Consider the following 19907-nt stretch of genomic DNA (forward strand, 5'->3'; position numbering starts at 1 on the left):
CGTCAGGCTCATAACCTGAAGGTCACAGGTTCAAATCCTGTCCCCGCAACCAACATCAAAAACAGCCCGCTTCACGCGGGCTTTTTGCGTTCGGACCGTGATCGATGGCGACGACCGGCTATTCAACGATTGAGGAGGGCAGCAAGGTTGGCGTGCTGAGAGGTCCGCGAACCGGGGGATTGATGCCGCCTCGGCGCATTTCGCGAGAGATACGTCGAGCATTAGGAAGTTCGCCAACCCGTCATGGCAATCGATCTGCACGACAACAGCATGATTCGAGCCGCGGAGAGATCGTCGTGCGAAGGCGCGAACCGTTGATTTAAACAACCCGCGCCTTGCCGAAGCTTTTCGTCGCGGGCCGCGTCAGCCAGCTCGCCGCAATGACGCCTGGAAGGCCAGCGAGGTCCAGCTGTTGCTCGAGGCGAGATGGCAATAGAGCAGCGCAAGCGCGCCGGATTTCCTGAGATCAAGAAACGCCTCGTCGCTCAATTTGTTGAAGGCCGGCTCGTCGATCACCTGAAAGTCGGTGAGGTTGAGGGTCTCGCCGCCCTCCAGCGTCACCTTGCTCTGCCGCGGCGCGAACAGGCCGTGCGCGTCGATCTTGTCGATCATGGCGCGAGTCGCATTGAAGTCGGTCTGGAACTGGCTGCAGAAGGCGAGCGCCTGCCTCGAGGCCTCGGCCGGCTCGTTGCCGTCGAAGAAGGGCGCGGTCTCGTCGCCGCCCTTGGACGAAGGCGTCTGCTCGACGACGCGTTCGCTGGCGCGGTCGATGCACAACGTCAGGCGGCCGGTCGTTTTCGATTCATCGGCCAGGATGAAGGGGTACCGGCGGACATAGGCGGGAATGTAATGCGGCTCCGCCCATTTGCCGTCGGCGCCGACGAACAGGTTCTGGTCCTGGCGCAGGCCGGTGATGATGACAGGCGCCTTGGCGTCGCCGATGAAAACGATCGGGTAGGAGCGCATTGCCGCCGGCATTTCCGAGGCGACGACGGGGATTGCGTGCGCGGTGCGGGCAAAGGAGAAATCGGCCCGCGCCGCCAGGCCGAGTGAGCCGTGCCGTAGCGGATTGAGCGCCTCGGGTTTTTTGTAGAACAGCGGCAGCGCGTTGGTCGCGGTGCTTCCGGCCGGGGCCGTGCCTGTTTTCGCGTCAGTCATCCCTAGTGTTCTCCTCTTATACCATTCCGGTTTAGGCCAGTGGCTGCCGGTGCGCAACGCGTTGACGGCTGCTTCACCCTACGTGGCCAAGATAAATCTATCTGTTTGTTTGATCGTGCTCTTTTGTACTTCTGGAAATCGAGCTCTATAGACAGCACGCCATGAAGCGGCGAGATTGGCTGACGGGATAGACATCTCAAGAGAGCCGTCTGAAAGACAGACGAACCAGGGCAGGCGCATGGCAACGCTTTCGGATTTCGAGCAGGGGCAGAGCTTTTCCGTCGAAGCCGGCGGTCAGACGCTCACGATGGAACTGAGCGCGGTGCAGCCCATTGCCAACAGCCCGCGCGACGGCGGTGGCTTCACGCTGCTGTTCAGGGGGCCGCGCGACGCGGCGCTGCCGCAGGCTATCTATCGGTTCAACGGCAAAAGCGGCGCCCATGAGATCTTCATCGTGCCGATCGCTGCCGATGAGGCAGGGCGGCTTTACGAGGCGGTATTCAACTGATTTTTTTCGACCGGATCGGCCACGGGGACGCTCCGGCCATCAGGGCGATTTGGCAGCGCGGCGGCTCGACATAATGATCGACTATATCGAGATTGCGGACGTATTTGACGGAGCGGCGTGTAGCGCACTGTGCGCGGAAATTCGGGCGGCCCTGGGCCGTCCGGCCGGCCTGCTGGGGCGTGCCGACCAGAAGATGGCATGGCCGGAGATCCGAAAGACCGTGCGCGCCGATGTTTCGCAGGCCACTGAAGAGCGAGTGAGTGCCCTGTTGGCGCAGCAGAAGGCGGCTCTGGAGCGGCATTTCGGGCTGCTGCTCGGCCAGGTCGAGAAACCTCAGTTCCTTCACTATCGGCAAGGCGATTTCTTTGTGCCGCACCAGGATGGCAATACGCCGCTCATTCACGACGAGTCGCGGTTCCGAAAGATCTCGGTGGTGATCTTTCTCAACCGTCAATCGGACAACCCTTCGCCAGAAAGCTATGCAGGCGGCTCGCTGGTCCTGCATGGGCCTTACAGCGGCCCGGACCTGCGCATTGCCATGCCGGCATTGCCGGGCTCTCTCGTCGCCTTTCGCTCGGAAACGACGCATGAAGTCACCCCGGTCACGTGCAACGAACGTTTCACCATCGTCTCCTGGTATCGCGGCACGTGACGACCGGCACGGCCCTTACGGCGAACGGATCATCAGGTCGTAGACGCCCTTGTCCTCGGCAACGGTGAAGCCGAGGCGTTTGTAGAGCCGCCGCGCTGGATTGTTCTTCTCGACATGGATCGAGACCGACTTGCCGACGGCGGCGGCCTCATCGATGAGATCGGCGAGCAACGCACCGCCAGACCCCTTGCCGCGATGCGCCGGCAGGAAGGCGATATCTATGATGCAATGCTCGCTCGCCGAGCGCTCGATATACAGGCGACCGATATCTTGCCTTGCCTGCTCGATCACCAGCCAGTCGGCGTTGGGATAGTATTTCTGGTAATGCGCGTGCTGCGCTTGAAACTGCATGTCGAGGAACGCCGTTTTCTGCGCGTCGCTCCACGGCGTGACGGCAAGTTCTTCGGCGCGGGTCGAGGCGTAGAGCGCCGACAGGAACGGCAGATCGGCGTCCGCCATCGGGCGGAACGTCAGATCAATCCGCGCCGCGCGCACCCAGCAAAATATAACAGGCCCGTTGTCCACAATCGGAAGCTGGATCATGGAGTGGCGCTTACGGACGCGCCGGATAAACGCCTTGCATGGCAATGATGAACGTCATCGCCAGATAGGGAGGCAGGTTGTTGTGAGGCAACGTACTGCCCGTCATGCTCAGTGCCTGGGGGTCCATCTGGACCAGATTTTGCGAAGTGTTGTTCTGATACAGCGTTCCGCCCCCCGACTTCCCCAGAACAACCGCATCGGTAAGAGTTCCCTGGGCGCCACTCTCGGTGGATATCGCGACAAAATGATTATGTTGCGGCATTTCCGTTTGCAGAAGGGTGACGGACGTTTCGCCACCCGTCTCGCCGAGAAACCGCTCCGACAAGCCATTGCCCTGTCCTTGCCCCATGGGCGCGGAGCCAGCCATATTCGGCAACGCGAAGGTCGACTTGCCGTCGCCGCCGTAAACTGTGCCCAGCAGCGAAAACAGCGCCGTATTCTGCGAGATTGGCAGGAGCTGGCCATCGCAGGTCGCCCACCCCGTCGGGGCGAAATCTCCGGCAAAAATTCGAATTTCGGCGACGAACGGATTGGTCATGGCAAGTCTCTAGCTTTGCTGGGGGAAGATGCCAAATAGCGAGATGATGAAACTGACGGCGAGGAACGGCACCATATTGTCGTGAGGCTGGCTGCCGCCGGCCGGCGAAATGGCTCCGGCGGCCATGTTGCCATCAGGTGCGATACCCACATAGGGCGTCAGCAGGCTCGATGTCGCCAGGACACCGCCGGACGGACCCGGATTCTTGGCGATATTCGACGAACCGGTCCAGGTATGGGAATGGTTCGGCATTTGTTGGGTTGAAACAGTGACGGATTCGACCCCGCCCAGTTCTCCGACGATATAGGTCTGGCTGACCAGCGGGCCCTTGCCAGCATGGACGGGGATGCGGGATGCGAGGTTGGGCAGGGCGAATGTTTCCTCCCCGTCGCCGCCATAGGTCGTACCGATCAGATTGAACAAGGTTTCGTTCTCGGAGATCGGCATCAACTGGCCTTGGCAGAACGCCCAGCCATTCGGAGGGAAATTGCCACCGAACATCCTGATCTCGCCGACAAAAGGTTGGCTCATCGAAGCGTCCTCTTAATTTCGCGACGGGAATATGCCTTGCAGGGCAATGATGAAATTCAAGACGATATAGGGCGATCTGTTCTCATGCGGCTGGCCGCCACCGACGAAAGTGATGTTTTCCTTCGCCATAGCCACCGCGCTGCCAGGCGGCTGATAGATCGGGCTGGCGTTCGCCCCCAACAGCGCGCCGGATGGATTGTTGACGTTTCCGGCAGTGTTCGATGCGTTGACGAAATGGTTGTGTGTCGGCATTTCGCCGAGCGTGAGCGTGTGAAACTCTTCGCCGCCCTGGCCGCCGACCATTGCACCAATAGGGCCGCCCGTATGAACCGGCGCACGTCCCCTCATATCCGGAAGGGCAAAATTTGTCTGGCCGTTGCCGCCGTACCTGGTGCCAAGAAGTGAGAACAATGGCTGGTTCTGGTTAAGCGGCAACAACTGGCCGTTACAAAATGCCCAGCCGCGCGGTGCATAGTTCCAGGAAATGATCTTGACTTCACCTAAATAAGGCTCACTCATCCCCGTTCCCTCCGTTGGCGGCTTACTGTCTGAATTCTTGTATTATGCCTAAGTAAGACAACAAGTCGATATCAGATTCATAAAATATATTTCCTAGGACGAAATCCAAGGTTGCTGACTACGGTGTCGCGGCAGGCAGCAGTGGCAGCGGCTGGTTGAAGAACGTCCGGGTGTCCGTCAGTGCCGTTGCCCCGCCATTGACGGTTTCGATACCGGCCTCGCTCGCCTGCGGTACGTTGATCGTGCCGTCGGCGCCGCCGAGGCCGTCCGCGAGGAAGCGGATGGCATTGGCGTTGTTGACGTTGGTGATGGTGTTGGCATGAACGTCGGCATTGATGATAGCGCCGGCAAATGTGGCGGTGACCGTGATGCCGCGGCTGTCGGCATTGTCGCGAATGGTGTTGTTGGTGACCGTCGCGTGCACGGTGCCCGGCTGCACGAGCTGCGTGATCGAGACGCTGTCGCCACCGCTTATGCCGTTGACGCCGATGCTCTGGATAATGTTGTTGTCGATCAGCACCTTGGCGACGCCGAGGCTTTCATGCCCAACCCTGATGCCGTTGCCGGTTCGCGATCCCGAGGTTGCTACGCCTTGCGTACCGATGACATTGTTGGCGATTGTGCCGTCAAGCGTCCGTGCGAGGTCGCCGCTGCTGAACACGTTGATGGCCGTCGAGTCGCTGTTGGTGACGGTGTTGTTCCGGACGGTGAAATTCAGATTGCCGCCCGTGCCGGCGCCGGAATTGCTGCTCTGGGTGAGGTTGATGCCGTTGTTCAGATTGTTGAATAGATTTCCCGTGGTCTCGCCGATGTGAGCGTTGACGGTGCCGTCATTGGCAATGACGAACAGACCGGTTCCAGGGATGACTCCCGGTCCGGGATAGGCGTTGTTGCCGGTGAAGGTTGCGCCGTCGACGGTCAGCGTCATCGTCGGCGCGCCGGCGACACCGGCGCCGTCCGCCTCGAAGATGAAGTCGCTGCCGGCATTGTTTGAGGCGCCGTTGTTCGAGAACGTGCCGCCGCTCACCACCAGGTTCGCCAACGTGCCGCCGGAATTGATGACCTGCACGTTATGGGTGAATGAGTTGGAGACCGTGAGGTTGGTGAACGTGGTGACGTGCGAGGCGTTGCCGGTAAGTTCGTTGAACAGGATTCCGGACTCGGTGTTGGCATCGGCATTGCTGTTCAGGGTCAGACCGTTGAGCACCACACCGTTGACGCGCAGGCCCTTTATGCCGTTGCCCGCATTGTCGCTGATAATCATGTTGCTCAGGCTGACATCCTGAGTGTCGGTCAGGCTGACGCCATCGCCGGTCGAGTTCTGGATCGTGCCGCCGCTGCCCCCCGTCGCGCCGGTGCCGGTCACCACCAGATTGCCGCTGGTGCCGGTGTTGTTGAGCACGATGCCGTTGGCTGCACCATTGGACGCAATGCTCCTGAACGTCACGTCGCCGGCGCCGATCGTCGTGTTGGCGACATTAAGGGCCGTGCCCGTGCCGGACACGATGGTGTTGCCGGTGCCCTGCACCGTCATCGTGCCGCCGCCGGTGGCATTGAAACCGGCGCCGCTGGTGGTGGCGATGACCAGCCCGCCATTGGTGAAGTTGATCGTCGCGCCGGCATTGTCGCTCAGGCTGACGCCAGCCGCCGTGGTCGAGGTGATCGATTTCGACGCGCCGGAGAAGGTGATGATGCCGGCGACATTGTCGTCCAGCAGGATGCCGATCTGGCCCGCCGCATTATGCGTGATGTTGCCCGACAGGGTGATGTTGCCGGCGGTCAGGGCGCGATCCTGGATGTTGACCGCCTGGCCGGTGCTGCCGCTGGTGATCGCGCCGGCATAGGTGAACGCCGCCGTGCCGCCGCTGTTGGCGGTGCCTAGGCCATCGCCGATACGGATCACGGCGCTTGTTCCGCCCACCAGCGCGCCGGTGCCGAGGTCGATCGCTCCCGAACCGGTGACGGAATCGAGGATGACGGCGCTGGTGCCGCCGACGCCTTTGTTTGTGGAAGCGAAGGTCACGCCGCCCGCCGCGATAGCAACGCTGTCAAGGTTGACCGCGACGCCGCTGCCGGTCGAAATTGTGTTGCCCGAGCCGGTAACGGTCACGGTGCCAGTGCCGTTGCTCGTGGCGTTGAAGCCGGTGCCGGAGGTGGTGGTGATGGCCAGGCCGCCGCCGGTGAAGTTGACCGCCGTGTTGGTGTTCGCCGTCAGGTCGACGGCATTGTTGGCGCCGGTGGTCAGTATCTTGCTGGCGCCGGAGAAGTTGATCGTGCCGCCGGTGTTGGCGTTGACGAGGATGCCGTTGGCCACGCCGCCGGTGGCGCTGAGAGTTCCCGACAGCGTCATGGTGCCGGCGGTGCGGGTGGAGATGCTGACGACGTTTCCGGCCGTGGTCTTGGTGACCGAGCCGGCATAGCTGATGTTGGCCGAGCCGCCAGTGACCAGGAAGGCGGCGCCGGTCGCGCCGCTGAGCGCACCGGAGCCGAGGCTGACAGTGCCGGCGCCGGCGACATTGGTCAGCGACACGTTGTTGGTGCCGCCGGTCGAATTGGTCGAGGTGAAATTGATGCCGGTGGTGGTGGCGATGCCGTTGAGGTTGACCGCCTGCGCGGAAGTGGAGCTCACCGTGCCGGTCGTGACATTGACTGTGCCGCCATTGATGGCGCTGAAGCCGGTGGTGCCGTTTGTGACGATGTCGAGGTTGGCGAAGCTGACGGTCGAGGCCGTGGCGCCGTTGTTGATTGCGACTGCGGTGCCGGTCATCGGCGTCGTGGTGCCGAGATCGACCGTACCGGTGAAGCTCACCGTATTGGCCGCCGTCGCGCCGGAAATGCTGATGCCGCTCGCAGCGCCGTTGGCGATCACCGAGCCGGCGAAGGTGAAGCTGCCGCCAGCGCGGGTCGAGATCGTGGCCGCCGCGCCCGACGTGCTGATGATGGAGCTGGCGCCGTCGAAGCTGATCACCGCGTTGCCGCCGGTCACCGAAAGGCCGCTGCCGCCCGATATTTGGACATTGGTGCCGCTGATCGTGCCGCCGGCGCCCGACGCGCCGCCGAAGGCGATGCCGGTGCCGGTCGCTGCGGTGGTGATGTTGACGTTGGTCAGCGTCGTCGTGCCGGTGGTGTTGTCGAGCCTGAAGGCAATGCCGGTGGCGCCGGTGCTGGTGACGTTGGTGATGGTGGTGTTGGACGCGTTCAGCCACACATCGCTGGCGTTGCCGGAGAAAGTAACGTTGTTGATCGTCGTGCTGTTCGACGGGGTAATCTCGATACCCTGCGTGGCGAAATTGCTGATGGTCATGTTGCTGATGACGGTATTCGCAGCACCCGCGCCATTGTCCTTGACGCCACGCGCGGCACCCGCCGGGCTGCCATTCAGGATGAAGCCGTCGATGATGTTGCCGCTGGCGCCGAGCGTGATGACATTGTTGCCGGCACTCGTCGTCAGCGTCGCGGCGCCATTGGGCGTCTGGTCGATGATCGAGATGCTGTTGCTGGCGAGCTGGATGGTCGAGGGCACCGTCAGCGCCAGATTGATGTTGCCGTTGCCGAAGCCGCGCACCTGCTCGCCGGTGGCGAGAGCCAGCGTGTCGTTGCCATTGCTGCCTGCCGCGGTGATGGTGCCGCCATCGTTGACGAGAACCAGGATGTCCGTCGCCACGGCTGCTGCTTCGGCGGTGGCCAGCGTCGCGAGATTGTTCTGGTCGCGACCGCTGCCGTCACCGGTCGCGGACGCGCCGACGAAATAGACCTTGCCGACTCCGAAGCCCAGGCCGGGAGCCGACTGGAAGTTCACATCCTGGAAATTGTAGGTGCCGGCAACCGGCGCACTGGATGCGTCGATGCCTACATTGGCGCCGATGGTCGAGAGCTGGTCGGTCGCCGATTCGCCGTCGCCATAGGTGAAAGCGAGGTTGGTGGCGCTGTTGAGGAACACGCCGGTGTTGACGCCGGCAATGCTGGAGCTGGCGCCGCCGACAACGGCATCGCCGAGGCGTACCGTCTGGCCGCCAGTGGCGCCACGCAGGTCGACGGCGATGGTGCTGCCGGCGGCGGCCGCGTTGGTCACGTCGAAATCATTGGCGGTGATCGCCGCGTTGATCGCCGCACCATTGAGGTCGAAGGCGATGCCTGTCGTGCTGTTCAGGCCGATGTCGAGATCGTTGAAGGACAGCGCCGCGCCAAGCGTGCCGGAAACATCGACACCACGCGTGGTCATGCCTTGCAGGTTGACCGTGCCGAGAATGATGGCGCCGCCGCCGGACGAGGCGATATTGTTCAGCGAGATGCCGGTTGCGGCGGCAGTGGCCGAAACACTGTCGAAATTCATGCCCGCAGCGCCAATCGTAACGCCATTGAGGTTCAACGCGGTGCCGCCGGCCGTCGTGGTGATGCTGTTGTCGCTGAGGGGCGCGCCGCCGCTGACCGTGCCACCGCCGCTGGCGTTGAAGCCCGTGCCGGAGGTGGTGTTGATCACCAGGCCACCCGTATCGAAGTTGATCGTCGCGCCGGTGTTGGTCGTCAAGTCGACCGCCGTATTGGCGCCAGTGGTCAGCGTCTTCGTGCCACCGCTGAGAGTGATGGTCCCGCCGGAGTTGCCGTGGACATAGATACCATTGTCGAAACCGCCGGTGGCGCTGAGCGCGCCGGACAGTGTGACCGTGCCGCCGGTGACGCCGGAGATGTCGACGATCTTGCCGGCGGTGGTCTTGATGACCGTGCCGCCATAGCTGACGGTCGCAGCACCGCCGGTGACCAGGAATGCGACGCCCGAAGCGCCGCTCAATGCGCCGGATCCGAGGCTGACCGTTCCGGTGACATTGGCCAGGCTGACATTGTTGGTGCCGCCGCCCGACGAGGTCGAGTCGAGCGCAATGCTGGCGGCGACGCCGGAGAGGCTGATCGCCTGGCCGAGGGTCGAGTTTACCGTCTCGGCACCGCCGGTGGCGGTGATGCCCATCGTGCCGCCGGTGCCCACGATGGCCGTGCCGGAGGTGGTGTCGATGGTCACACCGCCGGTGAAGCTTGTCGTGCCGCCGCTCTGCGACAGGCCGACGCCGCTCGTCGTATCGATGTTGGCGAGGCCGGTGACGTTGACCGTGCCTGATACCACATGGATGCCGCCGCCGGCCGTGGCGGTGTTGTTGACCGTCACCGCGCCGAAGGTGAACGTGCCGGTGTTGGCGCCGGTGCCGTCTATGCCGAAGCTGCTGGTGCCGGTGATGCTGGTCGCGCCGGAGACATTCACCGCCCCGGTGACGCCGTTGAGGATGATGCCGCTTGTGCCGCCGCTCGAGGTGATGCTGTCGAAATTGACGCCGCCGGCGCCGAGTGTGCCTTGCAGCGATAGCGCTGTCTGGCCCGTAGCGTTGATCGTCGTCGAGCCGGCATTCGCGACGGTCAGGACATTCAGCCCCGAGAGGCTGAGGCCAGTGGCGAGGGACGTCGTGATGTCGAGGCCGCCATTGAAATTGACGGCGCCGCCGGCGGTGCCGCCCGAAATCGAGACGCCATTGCCGCCGGTGATGGCCACCTGGTCGGTGAAGGTCACCGCGCCGCCGGTGCGGTTGGCGATGTTGATGCCGCCACCGGTCAGCGTTCCGGCCGGCCCGCCATTGGGCAGGAAGCCGCGCGACACCGAGATGGTGCTGGTGCCGCCATTGACGTCGAGCAGCGTGCCGGCAAGGTTGATGTTGTTGTTGATGACCGACAGACTGCCATTGAGGCCGGTAACCTGGATGGCGGTCTGGCCCGCCGCGACATTCGAGATCGTCACGCCTTCGATGGTAATGCCGCTGGCATTGCTGAAGCCGGCCGCGCTCTGGTCGATCAGGAAGGCGGCACCGGCCGCGCTGCTGAAGTCGAATGCGGTGTGGCGCACGGCATTGTCGCCGAGCAGCTGCATCAAGTTGGCCGTCCCGCTGACGACGGCCTCGTCGCCGGTGATGTTGCCGCCGGTGGCGCCAAGAGCACCTTGGACGTTGGCCGGCTGGATCGTGCCGGTCGAAACCACATTGCTGTTGCCGAAGCCGGTGATCGTCTGGCCGGAATCGAGCGTGAAGGCGGTGGCGCCGAGATTGATCGTGCCGACGAAGGCGAAGTTCTGCGCGCCTGTCAGCGCATCGGCGGCGGCGAGCGAAATGGTGTTGACGCCCATGCTGAGATTGCCGGTCGTGCCGGCGGCGATGAAGCCGCCCGACTGCGAGACCAGCGTGACCGAACCGGGCGCGGTGGCGAGGTTGGCGCTGCCGGTGAAGAACACGTCGTCGAAATCGTAGTTGCCCGATATCGGGTCGAGGCCGACGGTGTCGACGGTGTAGCCGCCAACGGCCGCGGTGATGAAGGATTCCAGGCCGTCGGTCGAATCGCCGTCGCCGAAGGTGAAGGTGGCATTGGCTGAAGTCACCGTGGTACCGCCGGACGACAGTTCGACGCCGACGCCGACATTGTCGATCTTGGAACCCTGCAGGAAGGTGATGACCTTGTTGCCCGTGGTCGACGACAGGTCGATGCCGCGCGAGGTCAGGTCGCCCAGGCCGGTGATCGTCGTCAGGCCGAAATCGGCCGTCGTCGAGGAGCCGCTGAAGTCGATGCCGGTCTGGTTGGCGCCGACATCGTCGATGGTAGTCGTGCCGAAGCTGACATCGTTGTTGGTGCCGGCGAAGTTGATGCCGGCAGTGCCGCTCGTGGTGCCCAGCGTGACCTGGGTCGTGCCGAAGGTCACCGGGCCGGCATTGCCGACAATGTAGATGCCGATGCCGCCGGCGCCCGTCACGGTCACCGCCCCGAAGGTTGCCGATGCGGTGCTCGCGACACCGGAGACGGACAGGCCGGTGCCCAAGGCATTGGTGATCGATAGCGGGGTGGTAACATTCAACGTTGCGGTGCCGATCAGGCCACCGACCACCGCGCCGCCGCCACCGCTCGCCGACAGGGTCGGGCCGGTGAAGCTGAACGCACCGCCTGCCGGGGGCAATGTCGAGCCGATGGCGAACAGATTTCCGGTGCCGGTCGACGTGACGCTGCCGCTGAACTGGGCCGAGCCGCCGATGGTGCCGTCGATCTTGACCGCCGTGCCTGGTGCTGTTGCCGAGCTGGAGATGTTGGCCGAGACCGTGATCGCGGCGCTGCCGCCAAAAACCACGACGCCGTTGCCGGTGCCGGAATTGGTGATGGTGCCGCCGATGTTGATCGTGCCGGTGTTGTTGGTCAGGCTGACGTCGTCGCCCGAAACCAGCGTCGTCACCAGATTGTTGACATTGACCGTCGCGGCGCTGCCTTGCACCACGAAGCCGGGGCCACCGCCAACAACCGTGTCGATCGTCGTCGTGCCATTGAAGGTAACGGCGTTGGCCACGTTGGTGAGGCGGATGGCGTCGCCAGTGACGCGATTGATGTCGACAGCGCCGAAGGTGACGCTGCCGCCGCTGGTGTTTTCGATGAGGATGCCGGTCTGCACGGCGCCGCCTGAGCCGTCGACGGTGACGCTGTCGAAAATGACGCCGCCTGCGCCGATGGTCAAACCGCCGGCGCCACCGAGATGGATGCCGTTTTCGACAGGGCCGAGCCCAGATGCGGTCGTGTTAGTGCCGGTGACGGTGAGCGTGCCGCCATTGATGGCGCTGAAGGCAAGGCCGCCATCGGTGGTGAGGTCGAGCCCGCCGGTGAAATTGATCGTGCCGCCGGCATTGCCGGTCAGGTCGATGGCGTTGGCCGCGCCGGTGCTGGCGGTGATTTGGCCGGCGAAGGTGGCGGAGCCGCCGGTCATGCCGCTGATGATGACCGCGCTCGCGGCACTCGTCTGATTGATGGTGCCGTTGTAGGTGAGGTTAGGCGTTGCTCCAAGAATGCTGAGCGCCGTGCCCGTCGTGCCGGCGATCGAACTCGCATTGTCGAAGGTCAGCGTGCCCGTGGAACCGCCCGTGACGCTGACGCCGATGCCGGCGCCGGTGATGTCCAAATTGTTGAAGGTGCCGGTGCCGCCGAAGTTGCTGGCCAGCAGGCCAGTGCCGCTGACGCCGCCCATCGTCGTGTTGGTGATGTTGATCGCACCCGTTGCGCCGGTCAGGTCGATGCCGGTTACGGCGCTGCTGATCGTCACCCCGGTGATGGTGGCCGCGTTTACATTCGATCCGTTGATCGCCGAGCCCGAACCCGCATTGCTGACGCTGAGGTCGGCGACGCGGTTGCCGTTGGCGAGATCGATGGTGCTGCCGGCCGAGTTGTTGAGGGTGGCGGCGCCATTGCCGAACGGATCGACCTGGGTGCCCGAAGTAACCACCTCGCCGGTGACGTTGGCCGGCGGCCCGCCGAGAGCGACGGTGTTGCCGTTGGCGAAGGAGACGATCTGCTGGCCGTCGGCAAGCGTGAAGCCGTCGGCATCGGTGTTGATGGTTCCAGCGCCGCTGTTGACAAGAACGAAGATGGTGTTGGCGTCGGTCGTCAGACCGTCGGCGGCGTCGGCGTTGATAAGGTCGCCAACGCTCGCGCCGGAGCCGGTTCCGGTGTTTGCTGCGCCGACGAAGATGACGTTGGCGGTGTCGAACAGCTGCGGGCCGACCAAATGGGTGGCGTTAAAAGCATAGGTGCCGTTGCCGGCCAGCAGGCCGCGCATGTCGAGCGAGGCGGTGGTCCCCGTGATCGATGCGCCGCCGGCGGCACCGAACGAGAAGGTGGTGTTGGCGCTGGTCCCGGGCGCGCCGTGCGTGCCCATCTGGACGCCGGTGCCGGCGGAAATGACGCCGGTGCCGATCGTCACCGAGCCGCCGGTGGTGCCGGAAAGGTCGATGCCGGTCGAAGTGCCGGCGCCGGTGATGTCGAGCGAGGTGGCGGTGAAGGTCGACTGGCTGCCCGACAGGTCGACCCCGGTCTTGCCGGTCGCCAGGCCGGTGATGTCGATGTTGGCGAAGCTGATCGTGCCGTTCGTACCGGAAATGTCGATCGCGTTTTGGCCCGGCTGGTCGATCGCCACATCGCCGAAAGTGATGGCACCGGAATTGGCAGCCAGTATGATACCAGAGCCAGAAGGAGCGGTGACCGTGGCATTGCCGCCAAAGCCTACCGTTGCCGAGCTATTCTGGATGACAATGCCGTTTGCGACGTTCGAAATCGTCGTCGAGCCGGAGATCTCGAAGCTGCCGGTGACGTTCGTGAGGCCGACACCGGTCCCGCCACTAATCTGGTTGAGGCTGGTCAGCGTGACATCGAGCCCAATCTGGGATGCGCTGAATCCGTTGCCGCCATTGCCGGAGATCGTTCCGCCAGTGGTCGTCAGCTTGCCGGCGCCCGTCGATGTGGCGTCGACGCCACTGCCGCCATTGACCTTGGCGTCAAGCGTCTCGAAGCCGTAGGTACCGTTGCCGTTGATCAACAGGCCGTCGGTGCCGTTGTTCGACAGCGTCGTCGTGCCGTTGAACGAATAGGTTCCGTCGCCCTGGATCGACAAGCCGGCGCCGCCATTGTTGGTCGAGCTGAGGTTGGTGGCGGTAACGGTATTGGTGCCGTCGAACAGCAAGCCGTTCAGGTCGGCGCCGCTGACGGCCAGGCCCGTCATTGTGACATTGCTGACGGCGCTGCCGTGAACCGCGTTGCCGCCACCGGTATTGGACAGGTTGAAGTCGAGCAGCGAGGTATTGTTGGCGAGCGTCACCGTGTCGCCGGCACCGCTATTGGTCAGCGTGGCTGCGCCGCCGGCGTCGGAGACGGTGCTGCTGTGCACGACATTGTTGCCCGTCACATTGATCGGGATGCCGCCGAGCGAGAACGTGCGGCCGTTGCCGAACGAAGCCAGCGTCTGGCCGGCGCTCAGCGAGAAGCCGTCCGTATCGTCTATGTCCGTGCCGCGATTGACCAGCACGAAGATCGCGGTGCCGTCGGTATTGGCATCGGCCGTCGCGACCGTCGCCAGGTCGAGCAGCGAGGATCCGGTGCCCGAACCGGTCGCGGTCGCGCCGACGAAAATCACATTCTGCTGGTCGAACAGCTGCGGGCCGCTGAAGGTCGTCGAGCCGAAAGCATAGAGCCCGAGCGTCTGGTTGAGCCCCCGCGCGTCGAGGGAGGCGGTGATGCCGGCAATCGAGCCGCCGCCGAAACTGAATTGGGCATTGGCCGAATTGGCCGGCGAGCCGGAAATGCCGAAGCGCACGCCGGTGTCGACATTGGCGATCGCGCCGCCATCGGTGATGACGATCGTTGCCCCGCCCGCGCTCGGGGAAGACAGATCGATGCCGATCGAGCCGGCGGCGCCTGTGCCAGTGATGTTGAGCGACTGCGCGGTGAAATTCGTCTGGCTGCCGGAGAAATCGAGGCCGACGCCGGAGCCGAGGCCAGCAATGACGATGTTGCCGGCAATTATTGATGTGTTGGCGCCCGCAAACACCATGCCGTCGGTGCCGGGATTGGTGATGTTGATGTCGCCGAAGCGGATCGCGGCCGGCGAATCCGTGATCGCGATGGCCGGTCCGGTCGTGTTCGAGATCGTCGTCGCGCCGTTGACGGTGAGGCTGCCCGAAAGATTCTCGAGCACGACGCCCGATGTGCCGCCGGTCTGGGTGATCGAATACAGCACGATATGGGCGGTGATCGGATCGATGAAGACACCGACGCCGTCGTCGCCGAGCGCCTTGTTGCCCGACACCTGGCCGCCGGTGATGGTGATCGAGCCGGCGACCCCGGTGCCCTTCACGGTAATGCCGGCATCGTTGTTGTCGAGCGCGTTGAGGGTGGCGAAAGTGTAGGTGCCGTGGCCGGTTATATCCAGGCCGTCGTCGCCATTGCCCTGCAGCAGCGTCGTGCCGATGAAGTTATAGGTGCCGTCGCCTTCGATATGCAGTCCGTCGAGGCCGTTGCCGGTCGCGGTGAAGTTCGAGCCATTGACGCCGGTCGATGTGCCGGTGAAGTCGGCGCCGTGGCCGCCGGTGCCGGTGACCGTGACGTTGGTCAGCGTGGCGCCGGCGATGTTGTTGCCGAAGATGCCGTCCTTGCCGCCGGTGATGGTGATACCGCTCAGCGTGTTGCCATTGGCGAGCGTCAGGACGTTGTTGGCAGGGTTGGTGCCCTGGATGGTGCCGTTGGAGCCGCCGAAATTGTAGGTGCCGATGCTGCCGTCGGCGAGCCGCGCCTGGACACCGCCGCCACCGCCGATAACGGTCTGCCCGTTGGCGAGCGTCACGCCGGCTGTCGTAATGTTGCCCTTGCCGCCTAGCGCGACGACGACGCCGTTAGCGCCGGCGCCGGCGACTGCATTGTCGAGCGTGGTCGGGTCGCCGATCGTGCCGAGGCCGAGCGCGTCGTTGTCACCATCGGCGAAGAAGAACTGGCCGAATGCCGTGTTGGTGGCGGCATTGATCGCCACCCGCGTCGACGTGCCGGTAACTTTGTCCTGGCTCTCGATGCGAACGCCGATGTCGCCGCGTACGCGCTCGTTGACGCGTTTGCGCAGGCCGGGGCTGACCGGATAGACCAGCTCGGCGCCGTCATCGGCCGAAGACGAGCCCTTGTCGAAAGCGTTGAGCGGCACCGTCAGCCGGATGCTGCCGGCGAACTGGGTGTCATCGCGGTTGTCGTTGCGCACCTCGCCGGTGAAGGTCAGCGACGTGCCTTTGCCGATGACGTCGCCGATCGAATATTCCAGGCCGGCCTTGGCGCCGGTGATGCTGCCGTCGTCGCCGTCGGGATCGCCGAAATGGTAGGCGCCGACATCGAAACGCAGTGAATGGTTCTCGGGCAGGTTGAGCGGCACCTGAACGCCGACCTCGCCCTCGATGCCCCAGGCCGCGTAATCGCGGTGGGCGATGGCCGATATCTGCTCGATCAGCTGATGACCGACCAGCGACAGGCTCGACTCTTGCCCGGCCGTGCTGCGGTCGCCGCTGATCGGCAGATAGACGTTTACCTGCGCATCGTATTTTGAGGTGATGGCCTCGAGGCCGAGCGTCGAGGCGACGAACTGGTGACTGTCGTGGTTCTGGATGTTGAGATAGGCGTAGCCGCCGATCATCAGATCCGGATTCACGATGCGGCGAACGCCGAGGCCGACGTCCTGGCCGAAGCCGTCGTCGAAATCGTATTTCGAGCGCACATCGAGAAAGAGAACGGATTCGAGGTTCTGCTTCAGCGGCAGGAAACCCTCGATCGCCGTGTTGCCGCCATTGTTGTTGGCGCCGATGATGGCGCGGACCTGCGGCTGCCACAGTCCGGTGTCGCCGGCATGGGCGGCTATGCCGGTAAGGGCAAGTGCCAGAGTGGACAGCGCAGTCGTCTTCCAGAGATGCCTGGAAAAACCTGACCGGCGATACTTGCTATTCGCCCGGAAGCTTCTTCCGTGCGTCGCCATGTCATTGATCTGCCGAGTTTTCTCGGTCGTCTCCATCCCTTGCGAACCCCGACGAGTACACGCTCCGTCGCTAATACTATCCGAATCCCAGTGTATAGCGAGCATGATTGTTTGCTTTACACGTACAAGATTTCAAAGTTGTTTATTGTGGTAATCCAGCAACAGTAATTTAGCCGGCGCTCATGTACCGTATTGGCTTCCCCGCCAGGCTCGGCTGTTGTATCACGCGCTGGGCGAAACCCTGACACGACGAGGATCGGGTGGCTTCATTGCTGAGAACCGTTTGTGGGCGGGCCGCCTGGGTCGGCGCGCTATGGCTGGTCGTGTCGGCAGGGTCGGCGCTTGCCGAAGAGCCGAAGTCAACCAAATCTGCCGAGACAAAGCCTGCAGAAGGCAATCCATGGTCGCTAAACTGCGCTAGCGGATCGGCCGGCACCGAGCTTCAATGCCAGGTCTCCCAAAACCTTACCGAGGCCAAGACGGGGCAGCGCGTTCTTACCGTTACGGTTCGCCGCGACAACGGCAATGGCAACCTCGCGATGCTGCTGGCCTTGCCGCACGGGCTGTTCCTGCCTTCCGGCGCCTCGTACCAGATCGACCAGGGGCAGAAGACGACCATCGCCATCCAGACCAGTGACCAGAACGGCGCCTATGCGGCGACCCCTTTGTCGGCGGACCTCCTCAAGGCGATGAAATCGGGAACCAACCTGAACATCGGCATCGAGTCCGTGACGCGCAAGCCGGTGACCATTCCGGTCTCGCTTGCCGGATTCACTGCCGCGATCGACAAGCTTCAAGCGTTGAAATAGCCGGCCTATCTCGGCAGATGCGTAAGCATCAGCTTACGTTATGGACTAGCCGGGCTCACACGTGCTTGCGGCCGCCTGTCTCGCGGAACCAGCTGTCGGGGTAGGGGTACCACCAGTCCTTGATCGCCGGTCTGTGGTCGATGATGACCATCTTGGAGCGTCGGAAGGCGTCGAGTCCCTGGCGTCCCAGCTCGCGGCCAAGGCCTGATGCCTTCCAGCCGCCGAAGGGCAGGGCGTCATTGTCGATCAGCGGGTTGTTGACCCAGACCATGCCGGCCTCGAGCCGCTCGGCCGCTTCATGCGCCTCGGCGAGGTCGGTGGTGAAGACCGAGGCGCCGAGCCCGAACGGGCTGTCATTGGCAAGCCGGATCGCTTCGTCGAAATCCTTTACGCGGCAGATCGCTGCGACCGGCCCGAAACACTCTTCGCGCACGATCGCCATATCGGGTGTAACCCCGGTCAGGATCGTTGGCTCGTAGAACCAGCCATTGTTGTGCGCCGGCGGAATGCGCCCGCCGGCAACGGCTATAGCGCCGTTGCTGATAGCATCATCGACCAGCCGCATCACTTTCGCCCGGGCGGCTTCGCTGACCAGCGGGCCGATCTCGGTCTTGTCCATGCCATTGCCGATGCGCAGCGCCCGCGTCTTCTCGGCGAACAGCTCGACGAAGCGATCGTGAACCGAGTCGACGACAAAGAAGCGTTCGGCCGAGGTGCAGACCTGGCCGGTCAGGTGGAAGGCGGCGGTGACGCTGCCGGCTGCCGCCACGTCGAGCGGCGCGTGCTCGCTGATGATCAGCGGATCGCTGCCGCCGGCTTCGATGACGCAAGGCTTCATGCGCTCGGCGCAGGCGACTGCCACGGCTTTGCCGGCGGCGACCGAGCCGGTGAAGGCGACAGCGTGGGTGCGCTCGGAGGCGATCAGCGCCTGCGCGGTGGCGGCCGTGCCAGGCAGGCAGGCGACCAGCCCTTCCGGCAGTGAACGGAACACCGTCATGTAGTCCAGCGTCGACAGCGTCGTCGCTTCGGCCGGCTTGATGACGCAGCCATTGCCGGCGGCAAGCGAGGCCGCAACGGTCCAGCACATCAGCAGGATCGGGAAGTTGTAAGGCATGATGTGCACGGAGACGCCATACGGCTCGTAGCGCGCATACTGGAACGACCCGGCCTGCGTCGTACCGGCGATCTTGCCGGCGTCGTCGCGCGCCATCTCGGCATAGTAGCGGAAGATCGGCGCGCAATTGGCGATCTCGCCGATTGCTTCGGGATAAGGCTTGCCCATCTCGCGCACCATCAGCTCTGCGCAGCGGGTGAAGTCCGCCGCCTCGATGGCGTTGGCGACCGCATGCAGATGCTTTGCCCGGCTCTTGGCATCGAGCTTCTTCCAGGCGGCTTGTGCCGTGGTTGCGGCACACAGCACCGCATCGACCTCACCGTCCGTTGCGGCGGAGATCGAGCCGACGGTCTCCAGCGTCGCCGGATCGATCACCGGTTTTGCCGTGCCGGTCATCGGCCGGTAGTCCGGATTGACGAAGAAAGCCGGCCGTTCAGCGGAGAATTGCATGGTCGTCCTTTCAGGTCCGCTCAGCGGATCATGTAGACCTTCTTGATGGTCTCATGGACGGTGCAGACGCCTTTCCAATTCTGAGGAAAGAACGCCGCCGTGTCCGGCTCGATCTGGATGACCTCGCCCGATTCGTGCACATAGGTGCAGCGGCCCTCGAGGAAGTGGCAGAACTCGTCGCGGGTGACATGGCAGTGCCATTTGCCGGGGGTGCAGACCCACAGGCCGCATTCCGAACGGCCCTCCGGCCCCTTGTAGAGCAGCTTGCCCGAGGTGTGGGACACGCCCTCGATCATGGTCGGGATGACGCCCCAGTCGACGAGGTCGGTGATGGCAAGCGGGGATTGCATGATGGGCGTGGTCATGGCGATTTCCTTTAAAAAAGTGCTCAGCGGCACATGAAGGCCTTGGTCAGTGTTTGCGTGATGGTGGAGGTGCCGGCCCAGCCGGCGGGGAAGAACACCAGCATGCCGGCCTCGACCGGGATCTCTTCGCCATTCTCGCGGACATAGGTCCCGCGGCCCGACAGGAAATGGCAGAACTCGTCGGCGGCAAAGGTAACCTTGCGGCTGCCTGGCGTGCACGACCACAGGCCGCATTCGCTTGAGCCGTCCGGGTTCTGCGAGAGGATCCTGCCCGAGGCGCGCGGCGAGCCGGCAAGCGTGTTGCTGCCCCCGCCCCAGTCCTCCAGTTTCACGGTCGAGGCCTTTGGCCAGTGCGGTGTCGGCATATTGGGAAGCTCCGTTGC

General features: G+C 63.7%; 12 protein-coding genes. 3 read left to right on the forward strand and 9 right to left on the reverse strand.

The window, feature by feature from the left end; genetic code table 11:
• Positions 1-363: 363 nt before the first annotated feature.
• Entirely contained in the window at positions 364-1158 is a 795-nt protein-coding gene (locus NKI61_RS18940) for a SapC family protein (protein WP_352840267.1), read from the reverse strand.
• 238 nt (positions 1159-1396) lie between these two features.
• On the opposite strand from NKI61_RS18940, the gene NKI61_RS18945 reads away from it, so the two are divergent.
• Positions 1397-1666 (forward strand): DUF6916 family protein, encoded by a 270-nt coding sequence (locus NKI61_RS18945; protein WP_352840268.1) that lies wholly within the window; start codon positions 1397-1399, stop codon positions 1664-1666.
• Between the two features lie 73 nt (positions 1667-1739).
• Entirely contained in the window at positions 1740-2318 is a 579-nt protein-coding gene (locus tag NKI61_RS18950) for a 2OG-Fe(II) oxygenase (protein ID WP_023672959.1), read from the forward strand.
• A 15-nt stretch (positions 2319-2333) separates the two neighbouring features.
• On the opposite strand, the gene NKI61_RS18955 is transcribed toward NKI61_RS18950, so the two are convergent.
• The 5 genes from NKI61_RS18955 to NKI61_RS18975 all read right to left on the reverse strand — a co-directional run bounded on the left by NKI61_RS18955 (position 2334) and on the right by NKI61_RS18975 (position 16786).
• A complete protein-coding gene (locus NKI61_RS18955) occupies positions 2334-2861 on the reverse strand; it encodes a GNAT family N-acetyltransferase (RefSeq protein ID WP_023833000.1) in 528 nt (175 codons plus the stop codon).
• 10 nt (positions 2862-2871) lie between these two features.
• Entirely contained in the window at positions 2872-3399 is a 528-nt protein-coding gene (locus tag NKI61_RS18960; RefSeq protein ID WP_352840269.1) for a phage tail protein, read from the reverse strand.
• A gap of 9 nt (positions 3400-3408) precedes the next feature.
• A complete protein-coding gene (locus tag NKI61_RS18965) occupies positions 3409-3930 on the reverse strand; it encodes a phage tail protein (protein ID WP_023714158.1) in 522 nt (173 codons plus the stop codon).
• A 12-nt stretch (positions 3931-3942) separates the two neighbouring features.
• Positions 3943-4449, reverse strand: coding sequence for a phage tail protein (locus tag NKI61_RS18970; protein WP_352510224.1), 507 nt, complete (start codon positions 4447-4449; stop codon positions 3943-3945).
• A gap of 118 nt (positions 4450-4567) precedes the next feature.
• Positions 4568-16786 (reverse strand): beta strand repeat-containing protein, encoded by a 12219-nt coding sequence (locus tag NKI61_RS18975; RefSeq protein ID WP_352840270.1) that lies wholly within the window; start codon positions 16784-16786, stop codon positions 4568-4570.
• A gap of 269 nt (positions 16787-17055) precedes the next feature.
• Between NKI61_RS18975 and NKI61_RS18980 the strand changes: the two genes are divergently transcribed.
• Positions 17056-17595, forward strand: coding sequence for an invasion associated locus B family protein (locus NKI61_RS18980; protein ID WP_502896401.1), 540 nt, complete (start codon positions 17056-17058; stop codon positions 17593-17595).
• Positions 17596-17650: 55 nt separating this feature from the next.
• Here NKI61_RS18980 and NKI61_RS18985 read toward each other — a convergent pair whose 3' ends face one another.
• From NKI61_RS18985 to NKI61_RS18995, 3 genes are read right to left on the reverse strand one after another with little or no spacing between them, the layout of a single operon-like run.
• The gene (locus NKI61_RS18985; RefSeq protein WP_023733647.1) at positions 17651-19159 is read right to left on the reverse strand and encodes an aldehyde dehydrogenase family protein; all 1509 of its coding nucleotides are present in this window, start codon (positions 19157-19159) and stop codon (positions 17651-17653) included.
• 20 nt (positions 19160-19179) lie between these two features.
• Complete coding sequence (locus NKI61_RS18990) at positions 19180-19524, reverse strand: cupin domain-containing protein (protein WP_023672951.1); 345 nt, start codon at positions 19522-19524, stop codon at positions 19180-19182.
• Between the two features lie 23 nt (positions 19525-19547).
• Entirely contained in the window at positions 19548-19889 is a 342-nt protein-coding gene (locus NKI61_RS18995; RefSeq protein WP_023672950.1) for a cupin domain-containing protein, read from the reverse strand.
• Between the last annotated feature and the right edge of the window lie 18 nt (positions 19890-19907).

Source organism: Mesorhizobium sp. M0514 (assembly GCF_040321145.1).
Classification (GTDB): domain Bacteria; phylum Pseudomonadota; class Alphaproteobacteria; order Rhizobiales; family Rhizobiaceae; genus Mesorhizobium.

What these genes read in the sequence shown, in the direction of transcription:
- NKI61_RS18995 (WP_023672950.1), bottom strand. Translation starts at nt 19,889, where the DNA reads ATGCCGACACCGCACTGGCCAAAGGCCTCGACCGTGAAACTGGAGGAC.
- NKI61_RS18955 (WP_023833000.1), bottom strand. Translation starts at nt 2,861, where the DNA reads ATGATCCAGCTTCCGATTGTGGACAACGGGCCTGTTATATTTTGCTGG.
- NKI61_RS18965 (WP_023714158.1), bottom strand. Translation starts at nt 3,930, where the DNA reads ATGAGCCAACCTTTTGTCGGCGAGATCAGGATGTTCGGTGGCAATTTC.
- NKI61_RS18950 (WP_023672959.1), top strand. Translation starts at nt 1,740, where the DNA reads ATGATCGACTATATCGAGATTGCGGACGTATTTGACGGAGCGGCGTGT.
- NKI61_RS18945 (WP_352840268.1), top strand. Translation starts at nt 1,397, where the DNA reads ATGGCAACGCTTTCGGATTTCGAGCAGGGGCAGAGCTTTTCCGTCGAA.
- NKI61_RS18985 (WP_023733647.1), bottom strand. Translation starts at nt 19,159, where the DNA reads ATGCAATTCTCCGCTGAACGGCCGGCTTTCTTCGTCAATCCGGACTAC.
- NKI61_RS18940 (WP_352840267.1), bottom strand. Translation starts at nt 1,158, where the DNA reads ATGACTGACGCGAAAACAGGCACGGCCCCGGCCGGAAGCACCGCGACC.
- NKI61_RS18970 (WP_352510224.1), bottom strand. Translation starts at nt 4,449, where the DNA reads ATGAGTGAGCCTTATTTAGGTGAAGTCAAGATCATTTCCTGGAACTAT.
- NKI61_RS18960 (WP_352840269.1), bottom strand. Translation starts at nt 3,399, where the DNA reads ATGACCAATCCGTTCGTCGCCGAAATTCGAATTTTTGCCGGAGATTTC.
- NKI61_RS18975 (WP_352840270.1), bottom strand. Translation starts at nt 16,786, where the DNA reads ATGGCGACGCACGGAAGAAGCTTCCGGGCGAATAGCAAGTATCGCCGG.
- NKI61_RS18990 (WP_023672951.1), bottom strand. Translation starts at nt 19,524, where the DNA reads ATGACCACGCCCATCATGCAATCCCCGCTTGCCATCACCGACCTCGTC.